This window comes from Olivibacter ginsenosidimutans, from assembly GCF_039542865.1.
Classification (GTDB): domain Bacteria; phylum Bacteroidota; class Bacteroidia; order Sphingobacteriales; family Sphingobacteriaceae; genus Olivibacter; species Olivibacter ginsenosidimutans.
This window is the reverse complement of record NZ_BAABIQ010000036.1, coordinates 102,727-116,831: the sequence shown is the minus strand read 5'-3', so window position 1 is coordinate 116,831 and position 14,105 is coordinate 102,727. Positions and strand designations below refer to the sequence as shown.

10 protein-coding genes and 1 tRNA gene are annotated in these 14,105 nt (G+C 39.3%); 6 read left to right on the top strand and 5 right to left on the bottom strand.

The features are described 5' to 3' along the window. Nucleotides 1-5 precede the first annotated feature (5 nt). The 5 genes from ABD930_RS12855 to ABD930_RS12835 all read right to left on the bottom strand — a co-directional run bounded on the left by ABD930_RS12855 (nucleotide 6) and on the right by ABD930_RS12835 (nucleotide 9,515). Entirely contained in the window at nucleotides 6-3,284 is a 3,279-nt protein-coding gene (locus tag ABD930_RS12855; RefSeq protein ID WP_345232131.1) for an efflux RND transporter permease subunit, read from the bottom strand. Between the two features lie 47 nt (nucleotides 3,285-3,331). Then, nucleotides 3,332-4,747, bottom strand: coding sequence for a TolC family protein (locus ABD930_RS12850; RefSeq protein ID WP_345232130.1), 1,416 nt, complete (start codon nucleotides 4,745-4,747; stop codon nucleotides 3,332-3,334). Nucleotides 4,748-4,856: 109 nt separating this feature from the next. After that, nucleotides 4,857-6,170, bottom strand: a complete 1,314-nt coding sequence (locus ABD930_RS12845; RefSeq protein WP_345232129.1) for a sensor histidine kinase — start codon at nucleotides 6,168-6,170, stop codon at nucleotides 4,857-4,859. A 10-nt stretch (nucleotides 6,171-6,180) separates the two neighbouring features. After that, entirely contained in the window at nucleotides 6,181-6,864 is a 684-nt protein-coding gene (locus ABD930_RS12840; RefSeq protein WP_345232128.1) for a response regulator transcription factor, read from the bottom strand. 119 nt (nucleotides 6,865-6,983) lie between these two features. Next, a complete protein-coding gene (locus tag ABD930_RS12835; protein ID WP_345232144.1) occupies nucleotides 6,984-9,515 on the bottom strand; it encodes a phosphatidylglycerol lysyltransferase domain-containing protein in 2,532 nt (843 codons plus the stop codon). 238 nt (nucleotides 9,516-9,753) lie between these two features. Here ABD930_RS12835 and ABD930_RS12830 point away from each other — a divergent pair. The 6 genes from ABD930_RS12830 (at nucleotide 9,754) to ABD930_RS12805 (ending at nucleotide 14,049) form a co-directional block, all read left to right on the top strand. Then, a tRNA-Ser gene (locus tag ABD930_RS12830) sits at nucleotides 9,754-9,841 on the top strand. Between the two features lie 252 nt (nucleotides 9,842-10,093). Next, nucleotides 10,094-11,347: a site-specific integrase gene (locus ABD930_RS12825; RefSeq protein ID WP_345232127.1), complete on the top strand. Its 1,254-nt coding sequence runs from the start codon at nucleotides 10,094-10,096 to the stop codon at nucleotides 11,345-11,347. Between the two features lie 81 nt (nucleotides 11,348-11,428). Further along, on the top strand, nucleotides 11,429-12,286 hold the full coding sequence (locus ABD930_RS12820) for an RteC domain-containing protein (protein WP_345232126.1): 858 nt from the start codon (nucleotides 11,429-11,431) through the stop codon (nucleotides 12,284-12,286). Between the two features lie 83 nt (nucleotides 12,287-12,369). Continuing rightward, complete coding sequence (locus ABD930_RS12815) at nucleotides 12,370-12,642, top strand: helix-turn-helix domain-containing protein (protein WP_130139960.1); 273 nt, start codon at nucleotides 12,370-12,372, stop codon at nucleotides 12,640-12,642. Between the two features lie 26 nt (nucleotides 12,643-12,668). Further along, nucleotides 12,669-13,451, top strand: a complete 783-nt coding sequence (locus ABD930_RS12810; RefSeq protein ID WP_345232125.1) for a hypothetical protein — start codon at nucleotides 12,669-12,671, stop codon at nucleotides 13,449-13,451. Then, a complete protein-coding gene (locus ABD930_RS12805; RefSeq protein WP_345232124.1) occupies nucleotides 13,384-14,049 on the top strand; it encodes an AAA family ATPase in 666 nt (221 codons plus the stop codon). Before ABD930_RS12810 ends, ABD930_RS12805 begins: the two co-directional genes overlap by 68 nt. The last annotated feature ends 56 nt before the right edge of the window (nucleotides 14,050-14,105 follow it).

Sequence of the window (14,105 nt, the reverse complement as noted above, 5' to 3'; positions counted from 1 at the left end):
GTGTTTTAATTTTTAACGATTGATGAAATATAATGAATGCTTTCTTCGTCTTCTGGATCTAAAGAAACACTTTGCGTGCTCGTTTTCTCTTGTCCCCAAGCAAAGACCAATGGAAGAATAAATAAGGCTGCAAAGGTAGAAGCAACCAGTCCGCCAATAACCGCCCGGCCTAGCGGTGACGATTGGTCGCCCGCTTCACCCAATCCACTGGCCATCGGTATCATACCAACCACCATGGCGAGTGCTGTCATGACAATCGGCCGCATCCGTAATGCGGCAGCACCAGTAGCTGATGATAGTGCATTACCGGTAGTTTTCCGTATTTCTTCGGCATTGGTAATGAGCAGTACTGCGTTTGATATGGATACGCCAACAGACATGATCATGCCCATATAGGATTGTAGATTTAGTGTCGATTGTGTCAATAACAATAAACTCAAAGAGCCTAAAATTACAGCGGGTACAGTAGCCAATACGATACCGGATACCTTGAACGATTGAAAATTAGCAGCTAACATGAGAAAGATAACCACAATAGCCACAAGCAGTCCACTTTCAAGACTATTCATGGTGTCATCTAATGTATTACTTAAACCAATGAGTTGCACATCCAAACCTCGAGGAAGCTCACCTAAAGCATCAATTGCTTGTTGTACATCTTGAGCAGCAGCTCCTAAATCTTGATCATTGATATTCGCTGTAACCGAAAGCATAGGCATAGCACCTAGGTTATCCGTTTCACCGTAGGTCGTCCCGGGACTTATGGTAGCGATATCGCCTAACACCGGTCTAGTTTGGTTTTTTAGCAAGGGTATCTCATTAATCTCATCCGTACTATTCATTTTATTTTCCGGAATCTGTACCTGTACACTATAGCTGTTACCAATACGCTGATCAATCCAAATATTTTTATCTGTATAGCGGGAAGAGGAGGTGGAAGCAATTAATGATCTGGAAACATCGTTCATATCGACCCCTAATTGGGCAGCCCGCATACGATCGATATTGATATTAATAGACGGATATTTCGTTGATTGTCCGAGTTGCACATCTCTTAGATAACTGATATTTTTTAATTTAGCGATTAGTTTTTGTGCATAAGCTTCACTCAGTTTTTTGTCCCTGCCGGAAAAGCGCACCTCTATAGGGGTAGGTGATCCTTGACTTAAAATTTTATCGGTAAGCTCAATCGGTTCGAACGAAGCGGTAACATCAGGTAACGTTTTTGCAAAAGCCGCTCGAATCTGCTCTTTCAGCTCATCTAGATTGGTTTTATAGTGCTCATTAAGTGCTACTTGAATAACCGCCTCGTGGGGCCCTGCCATCCACAGATAAATCGGACTGGTAGAGAATAAGGATGGATGTGTTCCTACATAAGCAGATGTAATGGATACATTTTCCGGGCCAACGATTTTTTTAATTTCGTCGATTGCTTTATATGTTCTCTTTTCCGTCGTTTCAATACGTGTTCCTTCGGGCGCCCGGAGGCGTACCTGGAATTGACTACCGTTTACTTTGGGTAACACATCGCGTCCAATAGTGGTCATTAATAGCGCCGCTAAACTGCAAATGATCAATAAGTAGGCAATAACGATTACCTTTCGGTAAGGTATCATGCGTTCAATGAAGCGTAAATACCGTATTCTTAACCGCTCAAAATAGCTGACCTTACCGTTAGGATTTCGGTCTGGTGATTCCACTGCAGTTATCTTTTGTTCTATTTGTGCCTGTTTATCGTCACTAATAAGTCCAGCACGATCAAATTCTTCTGCATCCGTTAAGTTGTCTCCATTTGGTTTTTGATGATGTTTCCCTTTCATAATCCAGTTAGCCATGATGGGTACAAAGGTTTGGGCTAAGAAATAGGAAACAACCATACTAAAGCCAATGGCTAATGCTAGGGGTAAGAATAATGATCCGGGTATACCGCCCATGGTAAAAGCAGGTGCAAATACTGCTAAAATGCAGAAGAGAATGAGTAGTTTTGGGAAAGCAATTTCCTTACAGGCATCCCAAATGGCCAGCGCTTTTGGTTTACCCATATCCAGGTGTTGGTGGATATTTTCGATGGTTACCGTACTTTCGTCTACCAAGATACCGATGGCTAAGGCCAAACCACTTAAGGTCATGATATTGATGGTTTGTCCGAAAAGATTTAAGAAAAGCACACCCGATATAATCGATGTAGGGATGGTTAAGATGACAATAAGTGCGCCGCGTATGTCGCCCAAGAAAAGGACCACCATTAAACCTGTTAAGATTGCTCCAATGGCTCCTTCACTAAGTAGGCTTTTTACCGAATTCATAACATAGATCGACTGGTCAAATTCGTAGCTTACCTGCACATCTTCTGGGAGTTGGCTTTGTATTTTGGGAATAGCGGCTTTCAGATTTTTAACCACCTCCCAGGTTGAAGCATCGGCACTTTTAGCGACATTGAGGTATACCGAACGTTTGCCATTAACTAATGCATAACCTGAGGTAATATCAGCGGCGTCTTGCACGGTAGCCACGTCGCGTAGATACAAATTCTGGACACCATTTTTGAATAAAGGAATATTTTCAAAATCTTTAATGTTTTTGAGCAGTGTATTTGTTGGGGTAATATAGTTTTTATCGCCTATACGTACATTGCCCGAAGGAGCTGTCTGGTTGTTCAATTTTAACGCTTCAACCAATTGGTCAGGTGTCATATTATGGGAGCGTAGCAGCTTCGGATCGGCGTTAATGACAACAGTCCGCACATTTCCTCCAAAAGGTGGGGGAGCCACTAAGCCGCTAATAGAGGTGAAAGAAGAGCGTACATAGGTATTAGCCAAATCAGCCAGTTCATTATTGCTTCGCGTTTTACTGCTGAGCACCAATTGGCCAACAGGTAGGGTAGAGGCATCAAATCGAATAATAAAAGGTGGGTTAGAGCCTGGAGGAAATATAGCCTGTATCCGGTTGGTAAAAGAACCCAATTCAGCCGCCGCTTGAGCCATATTGGTGCCCGGATAGAAATTTAATTTCATAAGTGTTAATCCCTGGATATTTTTGGTTTCGATACTTTTCAGTCCGTTTGTATACAATAAGATATTAATGTATTGCTTGGCAAAGAAAGACTCCATCTGCTCGGGCGTATAACCTGTAAAGGGATGGGAAATATAGATTACAGGCATATCCAGTTTAGGAAAGATATCAATCTTAATGGAAGTAACTGCTTTTATTCCGAAGAAGAATAGCCCTGCCACAATAACCATTATGGTTATAGGTTTACGTAATGCAAAGCGGATAAGATTCATGATTTTTGTAAAATATTAATGGTTGTCAAACGTAAAAAACGATTACTCTAGGGAATAATCTTTTCTGTGAATAAGCTAAAATCTCCAGTAGCCGCCGCTTTATACAACAGGGCTTGCCAAACGTTGTTATAGGCAATATCACGATCCGTTTCAGCTCTGATTAAGGTATAAAGCGCCTGTGTCACATCTACTAAATTTGTTAAGCCATTTTTGTAGAGTACTGACTTTTGTAGAAAAGCATCAGAGGCCGCTTTAACTTGTATCGGAACCTCGTGGTAATTGTGCAGGGCGTTTTGTATTTTGGTTTCAGATAATGCCTGTTGTGCTTTTAGCTGTTGTTCAGCGAGCTCAAATTCATTAGCCAAAGCTTCGTTAACAAAATATTGGCTTTTTACTTGTTTTGATACCCGTAAGGGTTGTGTGATATTCCAGGTTAAGCCAACACCGATTAAGTAATTGGTGCGTGTGGGTTTAATGCCATCGAAATAATTCGATGTATACGCATGCTGATCGAGGGTATAATCATTTCCGAATCCAGATCCTCGGGTTTGGAAAATGCCAATTAATGAAAATGAGGGGTAGTATAAGGTTTTTAAGTAATTTCGTTGTTCCTTACCCAGCGCGATGCGTGATTGATACCATTGCAGGATGGGATGCTTCGTTGTATCCATAGCCGTCTGTTCTTCTATCCCCTGAGGGATATGCGCGATGAATACGCTATCCAGTATAAAGGTTTGTGATGGTATACCCATTAATTGAGCAAGTAGGTTACTTTTCTCCTGTTCAAAATCTTTAGCTTTGGTAAGCGCAATTTTAGCATTGGACACTTCGGCATTTGCCAGGGATGAGTCGACTCCGGCAATCAGACCATTGCGTGCACGGGTGACGACCACTTGCCTAAAAGTGTCTGCTCGGTGGAGATTTTTTTCGTATGATAAGGTAAGTTTCTGAGCAGCAAGTAAGTTAAGGTAGGCTGCCGCAACTTTTACTTGATGATTAAAAAGCTCTTGTTGCAGGTCTTTATCGTCTCGATTTGCAATTCCTTGAGCTACTTTTATCCGTTCCTTAGCTTTTCCAAAGGAAAAGAATTCCCAATTCATATTGGCCAAATAAAGCGAACCAAATGCCGCATTCCAATTTTGATTGGGAAGAGCTGGCCCGGATGATGCTACGCCGTAGCCACCAAAACCATAAAGTGGTCCATTTTGCCCGTTTATAGTGCCATAGTCTTGTTGGCCACTTAAAATTAAATTGGGTAAATAATCCCGTTTAGCCTGATCTACTGCAATTGACGATGCGTGCGCATAATTTGCTTTAGCTTTAAGGGTACCGTAATTATGTACGGCCAATTGCAAGGCTTGTTGCAGTGATAATTTTTCCTGTGCTGGTGAGTGTACGGCTGAGAATAGTAGTAAAAGGCTTGAAATACAAAGTCTTATTACTGATTTTTCTGTAGATTTCACGAAGACAATTAACGTATTAGTATCTGTTGTAAATCTGCAGCGTAATTTTGAAGACAATTTGAAGAAATCGCCCAAAATTCATTTATTTTTGTTGCCGAATTGTAAGAATTTAATTACTTAATAGCGGAGATGAGTGCAAATTAGCAACGGTTTTTTGTGAAACAGTTTGCGGAGCAAATATGACGCTTACAATATGCCGCTCATTTTCATAAATATAAGAAACTTCAAAATTGTTTAATTCACAAATTCTTTTCACGATGGAAAGCCCTAAACCGATGCTATTACTGCATTGGTCACTTTTCTTAAACCGTTGAAAGAGTTCTGCTGTCGGGCAGAAGGGAGCGGGCCCCGTATTACTGATATAGATTCCGGTTTGATTGACAGTCAGATCAATAACTCCATTTTTCATATTATGCCGAATAGCGTTGCTTAGTAAATTATCAAAAAGCATATCCGCTAAGCTTGCATTCATTTTGATATAGACGTGTTTGTCAATTTGCGGTACGAAGCTTAATTCTTTGATGGCTATACGATCTTCGTAAATCGTGGCCAGTTCGCGAACATAACGTGTAAAGTCAATGTCTTCAGCTGCCTCAAATTCATGGTTTTCAAGCTTTGTCAGCAGCAGCAAGGAGTGGTTGATTCTGGATAGTTTTTCGATAGCATTTTGCATATCTGCTAACAACACGGCTTGATCACTTTGGATATTAGTTTCCGTCAGCAGCTCGAGTTTAGTCCGTAAAATGGCCAAAGGCGTTTGTAATTCGTGCGAGGCATTTTCACTGAATTCTTTCGCTAAACCGTATTCCTTAATGGCTTTGTCGGTCATTTTTTTGAGAAAACAATTTAATTCTTTAAATTCCTGGGTCGCGGTTGGAACCAATGTTAACGGTTGCTTTTTCTTGATATTAAATTTCTGAATATTTTTCAGGGTTTGGTTAAATGGAGAAAGGATTTTCTTCGATACCAGTCGTACAGTTAATAATACAACCAAACTCGTTACGAGTATCTTTAGAATAGCTGTTTGTAGCATGCCGTTAAGCAATTGTCGAGATTGCATCACGTAATTATAGGATGATATACTATAATTTACACCAGCAATGGTAAAATAAGAAGTAACGGTAATCCGACATTCATCGGCTTTATTGGCATGGTTATATGCTGTCTTTTCTACCTGTACTTTTTCATTCGGCAAAGCTGTCTTTATTTGTCGAATTTCGATTGGTCTTCCCTGGGTATATTGAAAAGGTGTAATGTCATTTTTTAATCGATGGGCTATTTCTTCATTTACTGCCTTTAATCGTTCGATTTCTGAGTTATCAATACGTTTACGAATACCATTAAAAGTATTGAACATACTGATGGGGGTAATGATCAATATAATGCCGACAAACCAAAGTGTAAATTTATTCGCTAACTTCATTGCAGCTGGTTTATTCCTTGTTGGTATTGAATTTATATCCCAAGCCATAAACGGTATCAATATAATCCATACCTCCTGCTTGATTAATTTTTTTTCGAAGATTTTTTACATGTTGATAAACGAAATCTACATTGCTTAGATTATCGGTATAATCTCCCCAAAGGTGATTGGCAATTGCTTGTCTGGATATTACCCTATTTTTATTCACTAAAAAATATAATAACAGTTCAAATTCTTTACGGGTAATGTCTACTTGTTTTTTATTGACAATTAACTCAAAAGTATTGGTATTTAAGTGTAGTTCTTTAAAGGATAGGACATGATCTCCATCAAGGTTTTTCCGTCGGTGAATGGCCCGTAAACGCGCATGTAGTTCGGGTAGGTGAAAAGGTTTCGTCAGATAATCGTCGGCTCCGCTTTCCAGCCCTTGTATTTTATCATCTAATGCTCCCTTTGCCGAAACAATAAGTATGGAACTTTTAATTTGCTTGTTTTTAATAAAATGGAGAAGATCTAAACCATTTCCATCAGGCAGCATAATATCTAACAAAATGCAATCGTACGAATAGAAAAGCAGCTTTTCACGTGCTTCCACTATCGTATAAGCCAATTCACAGATGTAATTTTCGTGAGCAAGATAGTCATAAATACTACTGGCAAGTTCTTTATTATCTTCGATAGCTAAGATCTTCATATGGATCTTTAAATGGTGATAAATGTACTAATCTTTTAATAAAAATGGAGTAGTATTCGCTATAGAGAAGCAAGTTATTATGAAATTTTGAATGAATTTTGAAGTAGGAGGATTGAAAATTAGGTGCGCATGACCTTATTGAGTGCCATAGGTATGGCTAGTAAATCATAATCATTGGTGTAAACCAAGTATTTAGTTTGCCAGGTTGGATTAAATTTCTCTTTGAATTCCCTTAATCCCTTATAGTGTTTAAATTGTTGAAGCTTTTCATAGGCAAATTTAATCGTTTTTTGCGGAATACCTTCTGGTGCTTCAATACCTGAAAAAGGCGCAAGCCCCATATTTAGCTGTTCATACCCCTCTTCTTTAGCATAATTGATTAATGCAATGATGATACTATCCATATCGCCGTTTGGAGCATCGGCTGTTTTTCGAATAAGATCATATGTGATCTCGCCAGGTGCATAATCCGGAATGATATTTAAAAAGCTAACCACCTTTTCATCGTTATTTTCTAAGGTGATAATGACCTGCTGCTTCAGCTCGTCTTTGTCAAATGCTCCCTGCGAAAACACCATTTCCTCCCGCTGAAGAAGGCCTAACCATTCATCTGAAACAGACTTTAATTTTTGGATCAGACCTTCTTTAATCGGAGGAGAATAGATGTGCGTCGTAAAACCTTTTTTCTGAACGTTGTTGAGTGCGTTACGTAAAGACTTATTATTTTTTCCTTCTAAGGTGAATTGCTGCACCTTAACAATCGCTTCCTGACCAATAGGAAGCCATTTCTTTTTCAACTGTCCAAAGAGATTTAAACTGTTTTCGTCTATACGATAATAGATCGCCTTTAAACTGTTTTGAAGGCAGAAGGATTCAAAGGCAAGAATAATTTGTTCCTTTATGGCCAGTTCGGGAGGGCAAACCGGTTCATGTAAAACAACGGCAAAGTTGCCGCTGATTTTATAGGAGATCAAACTAGGCGTATCCTCACTAAAAAAGAGCAGTTTATCCGTAGCGATTTTAAAATGATCAACGGCCGACTGACCGTAAGTTGAAAGGATAAGTTGAGCTTTATTTCGTTCTTCCTCTTTTAATTGAGGGGTAAAAATATAAGGTTGGATGAAAGAATAGAAAAGGAAAAGAAGGGCAGACACGCCGAAAATGTTAATTGAATAAACAAATAGCTGAGCAAATTCTGTATGTGGGTTTAAATATGCTGTATCCAAAAGAACGAGACAAGCTAGGGAATTGATAAAAGATTCTATTAACGTAAAATCGTGATGGAAGTGAGTTGACTTGAGTAAATAAAATCCGATAGTTCCATAGATTAATACAGAAACGATGATGATCATAGCTGTGGCTATACTGAAGGTTTGGAGTTTTTTGTTCCCTTTAATATAGTACTGTTTGTACGTAAATAAAAGTGTAATCAGTGTAAAAAGTGCCAAGGACGCTTCCTCATAATCTATCGCTTTGGTGAGATGCCCAATGAACGAAAAGCAGCATAAAAAGAGCGCAATTATCCAAGCATTTCGCAATCCCTTTATTAAAAAAGCTGAGCAAATGAGCAGTAATATTCCCATTAGTAGCACCATATAATTAGAGAAATGGATAGTGACACTTGGTATAAAATGATGTAGGGTACGCATTCTGCTGGCAACAGCAGGTGTTAAAACGGAAGCAATATTAACCAGGCCTAAGGTAAGCAGTAAAATTGAGGGAAAAATGCGCAAGAATAAATTGCCCGCTTGAAAGACAAAACTCAACACGCCAAAAAACAAGGGTAACCAAAATTCGAAGAGTCGATAAAGGAGTGTGATGGTTAGGGCCTCCGTAGTGCTGAAACCAAATTGCCCCAAAATGGCTGTTAAAGAGATTTCAACCGCTCCAATACCTCGCATGAATGGAGAGATACACATAAATAGTGTCGCAATGACGTAACCTAAAATAGCGGTTGTGAATTGATTATGGAAGCCTTGCGCTTCCATGGCTATCAGCAAATGCGTAATTCCGACAAATTCAATAAAAGCCGAATATCCTAGGGTAATGAGTAAATGCTTTTTACTAAACCTTTCCTGCTTTAACTCCGACAGGATCGTTTCTGCGGCAGGGAAGTATCGTGTAAACCATTGATAGATGATTCCCTGTGTATAGATCGAATAGCTTACATAGATGATCAGTAAGAGGAGTATAACAAGAATAAAAAAGGCTTCCGTCATACCGGTGTAATGTCTATTGATAAATGTACTATATAGCAGTACCGGGACAGCCAATAATACAATGGAGAGGATACCGATTGTACCATATATATAAGATGCAAAATTTATTTTGGTTTTGCTTATTCCTTGTTTTTCTATCTCTTTAGTAAAAAAAACTAAAGAGGTAATACCACCTCCAGGCAGAAAGACACTAACTAAATTTCGTTTTAAAAAAAGGGAGATGGCCATTTTTAGGGAAATAGTTTTTCCAACCGACTTGAAGCTATGCACATACATCAAAGCTTGAAAAAGTACATAAATGAAAACAATCATTATTCCGGCCGATAGCCAACCTAAATCGCTTTGTGTGATTGCCTTTTTGACACTTATTAATTCGCCACGTTGTTGTCTTAAAAAGTAAATTCCGAATAATATAAAGAAGAAGCCTAAAATTTCTTTTATATAATAGGTTCGTTGTTTCAGTTTTTTTCTTAGACTTTCATGGTGGGTATCTACGGATAAAACGCCTTAAACTTAAGAAAAAGGTGTTAAAGTAATATTAAATAATCCATTTTCCTGCCACCCGAGATGCGGTAGATTTCCTCAAGGTCGTGGTGAACAAAATCTTTGATTATTCTTTGGTTATAAGGGAGAAACTGTTATTTTTGCAATCCTTTTTAGATTTGAAAGAGGAGAGGTGTCCGAGTGGTTGAAGGAGCACGCCTGGAAAGTGTGTATACGTCAAAAGCGTATCGAGGGTTCGAATCCCTCTCTCTCCGCATCCTAACAAGGAAAACATATCAAAACCCTATAAATAGCAGTATTTATAGGGTTTTTGCTTTTATAAGCCTTCCTAAATATTTCAGATTTCCTATTTCGTGCGAGACCCCAGCGAGACCCTAAAAATTGGTCTTCTAGGGTCTCGCTCAAATGTACAGGTTTGCACCTATACACACCTTGCCATCAGATGAACATCTTGACAGCAAGGCAAGTAAGAAATAAATTGAATAATGAAATAAAGCACCACCACCATGAAAGCAAATCTCACCCTCCACATCTATGCACGAGCAGCAAAAGCCAATGCTGCAGGTCTACATCCCTTGTATGTCCGGATAACAATCGATGGCAAGAGAACAGAATTCTCCAGCAAAAGATTTATCAATCCTAAGCAATGGGATCCAAAAATGATGAAAATGAAAGGCAGCAGCGAAGAAGCCCGTACAATTAACAGCTACCTTGAAACCATTAAAAGCAAAGTCAACCAAACCCAGATCATACTCGAGTATCAGGAAGAGCCAGTCACACTAGAAAAATTCATGAATGCGTACGTCGGAAAGAAGCTAGAAAAACAAAGGACATTAATCCCCATATTCCAGGATCACAACAAAAGACTAAAATCCCTTATAGGTGTAGAGTATTCCGCAGGCACACACGAACGCTATGAAGTATCACTCAAGCATACCCAAGACTTTATACAACACCAATATGGCGTTCGAGATATTCCACTACATAAAATCAATCATACCTTTATTGCAGATTACGATTTCTATTTGCGCACCGAAAGAAACTGCAGCAACAATACCACCGTCAAGTACATCAAAAACTTCAAGAAAATAATCCGTATTTGCATCGCCAATGGCTGGATAAGCCAGGATCCATTTCTTCATTACAAAACTAAGCTACAGGAAGTCGAACGCGGAGTCCTCACCCAGGAAGAGTTACAACAACTGATGGACAAAACATTCAGCATTGAACGACTAGAACTCGTCAGAGATATTTTTCTTTTCTCCTGTTATACCGGCTTAGCCTATATTGACGTTAAGCAACTCACCGAAGCCAATCTGGTAAAGGGGATCGATGGACAATTATGGATTAGCACACACCGGCAAAAAACCGATACTCCTTCCAAAATACCCCTACTAGATACCGCTCAATATATTATTAACAAATACGCGGATCATCCAAAAAGCGTTAATGAAAACACCTTAATTCCGATACTCAGCAATCAGAAAATGAATGCCTATCTCAAAGAAATAGCTGACATCTGTGGAATTAAAAAAGAACTCACCTACCATTGTGCACGGCATACATTTGCCACAACTGTCACCCTTTCCAATGGAGTACCCATTGAGACAGTATCCAAAATGCTCGGACACAAAAGTATCCGTACCACACAGCATTATGCGAAAATTACAGATCGAAAAGTAGCAAACGATATGCAAAATCTTAAGACAATACTACAAGGTGGGATTAAACAAACCCACTCGGACAAGAAAATTGGATAGCCATCAGAGCTCTTTTGATAACAGAACGAGCGAATATCTTTTATATCTTATTCAGATATAGATCACCATTAAAACCAAACTATGCATAAAACTCTACTAACGATCAACGAAGAAATCAAACATTACGTAGCAGACATCGAACAAGCGAATGCGCATGACTATTCCAAAATCACCGAACTGATGATTAGGTATATTTCTGATCGGCTACAGGTCGTGAAAGATAGATTCGAGCAGGACAAAAGCATTACTCCTGATGAAGAGATATTCTATTTCAAGAATATCAAATGCCATTTATTGGCATTGATCCAATATTACACGCTGGTGCAGAAGATCGAACTGAAAAAACCTCCGTTGCGTAAGAAAAAGCTAAAGCAATATTATCTCAACACACTCTATAAAATCAAAAAGAAACTACGAAAACAGCAGTTTTTCTATAACTATTACAAAGCCAACCTAAGCCAGTTAGACAATCAGTTTTTTCGACGGATCGACCACGACCTATTCGTACCTGCCGGTTCTTTTATCCTGGACATCGATAAACGTAACAATACACCTACTGTGCATATATTCGCCAAAGTGGAAGCATACGAAATGCTGCGGCACTATCTCAAGAAAAAGATTAAAGGCTATGGTGCGGGAAGCAAAAAGATACCACAAGCAGTTCTGCCAGCTCCCGTATTAAAATGGACCATATCCAAAACCGATCTGATCGAACTGATCTATGCGCTGCATGCATCAGGAACATTTAATAATGGCAAAGCGGATATCAAGGAGATTGCCGAGTACTTCCAGCAGGTTTTTAATGTGGAGCTTGGTCAATATAACCGCGTGTTCTATGATATCCGGGCGCGCAAGATCAACAAAACCAAACTCTTGGATAACCTGAAAGAGAATCTAATCAAACGAATTAAAGAAACTGACAATGAATTATTTATGTAATAATTTTTCACAACTTGTTAACAAGTTGTGAAAAATAGTCTTGTTTAATATGGAATTTTGCTGTTCACCAATCTATAAATATCATGGCAGTAGAAATTATTACCAAAGAAGATCTCATGAGGTTTAAGTATGAGTTGCTCAGCGAACTCCAAACACTCTTATCCAGCAAAATGCACCAACCAAAGAAATGGTTAAAGACCAGAGAAGTGGCAAAGATGCTGCAGATATCACCAGGTACCCTGCAGAACTACCGCATCAACGGAACTATTCCGTTCAAGAAGTTCGGGAACACCATTTACTATTCCCTTGCAGAAATTGAAAAACTGTTGGAGGAGGGTGGCAACAAACATAATTAATGTCCATCACATCAAATTTTATAAGCATGAACTACATCAAGCAACTGACACACTTTTTCAATAAGGCGCAGGCTGACGAGGATTTTTCCGCTACACATCTCAGTCTTTTTATGGCGCTCTTCCAATTATGGAACCAAGCACGCTTTGCCAAACAGATACAGATCATCCGGGACGACGCTATGCGTCTGGGAAAGATCAATTCCAAAGCGACTTATCACAAAGCAATGGCTTATCTGCATAAGCAGGGGTATATTGACTATCGCCCGTCTTACAATCCGTACAAAGGAAGTACGATTATTTTTTTTCCTCCACAATTGGCACACATTGAACCAAACGCTGAACCGGTTCAAATGCTGTCCACAAGACCAATAAACGAGCCATATAATAAACTATATAGTACTAGTATTATCCATGATAATACTAGTGATCTATCGATAGATAAAAATAAAGAGAAAAATCAAAAAACAGCAAGTTCAAATCAAAGCCAACTCTTATTTCCTAAAAAAGAAAAAGATTCCGCGCAAAAACTATTCTCGAATGAAAACACAATACCACCGCCATCAGAGCAAGTAGAAAAATTCTTTTTAGCAAACCAGTCTACCCTTCAGGAAGCCCACCGGTTCATGAATCACTATACGGCCAATGGCTGGCTCGTTGGTGGTAAGAGTCCGATGAAGGACTGGAAGGCGTCGGCCAAGAATTGGATCGGTAACAGTATCAATTTCACCAAATCTGCAAATTATGGAAAGTCAAACCGTGCGCAACAGCTCCACACCAGTACCCGAAAGAATTATTTCGAGCCACTATGATTACGGTAAGGTTTTCCAGTTTATTGATCAGAAGGGTAAGGAATTATATGGAAGTCGGTTCGCCTTACATACGGATGATCAAAGCATATTGCTTCAACTGGCTGCTTATTTTCTCCGCGACGAAGAATTATGTAAAAGGCATAAAGTAGATCTGGACAAAGGCATTATGCTGACCGGACCTATTGGCTGTGGCAAAACGACACTGATGAATCTGATGCGTTATTTAACGGGAAATGAGAATCGTTATATCATGAAGAGCACACGAGATATTACATTTGAGTTTATACAGGACGGTTATGAGGTTATCCACCGCTACAGCCGTGGTAAATTGTACAACACCGAATACAAAGACTTCTGTTTTGATGATCTCGGTACAGAAAACAACATCAAGTACTTTGGTAATGAATGCAACGTGATGGCCGAGGTACTTTTATCGCGATACGATCTGTTTGTTTCAAAGAAACTGGTTACGCATATTACGACCAATCTCTCCGCAACTGAACTCGAACAGACCTACGGCAATCGCCTGCGTTCGCGTCTCCGCGAAATGGTGAATCTGATCGGTTTTGATAAGGAGGTGACGGATAAAAGGAAATGAATATTGGGCATGGAATAAATCTCTAATTACAAAATTATCCATGCCCAATAGCTTAA

Coding starts and splice junctions, on each gene's coding strand:
- ABD930_RS12855 (WP_345232131.1), bottom strand. CDS start 3,284: ATGAATCTTATCCGCTTTGCATTACGTAAACCTATAACCATAATGGTT.
- ABD930_RS12845 (WP_345232129.1), bottom strand. CDS start 6,170: ATGAAGTTAGCGAATAAATTTACACTTTGGTTTGTCGGCATTATATTG.
- ABD930_RS12840 (WP_345232128.1), bottom strand. CDS start 6,864: ATGAAGATCTTAGCTATCGAAGATAATAAAGAACTTGCCAGTAGTATT.
- ABD930_RS12825 (WP_345232127.1), top strand. CDS start 10,094: ATGAAAGCAAATCTCACCCTCCACATCTATGCACGAGCAGCAAAAGCC.
- ABD930_RS12820 (WP_345232126.1), top strand. CDS start 11,429: ATGCATAAAACTCTACTAACGATCAACGAAGAAATCAAACATTACGTA.
- ABD930_RS12815 (WP_130139960.1), top strand. CDS start 12,370: ATGGCAGTAGAAATTATTACCAAAGAAGATCTCATGAGGTTTAAGTAT.
- ABD930_RS12810 (WP_345232125.1), top strand. CDS start 12,669: ATGAACTACATCAAGCAACTGACACACTTTTTCAATAAGGCGCAGGCT.
- ABD930_RS12805 (WP_345232124.1), top strand. CDS start 13,384: ATGGAAAGTCAAACCGTGCGCAACAGCTCCACACCAGTACCCGAAAGA.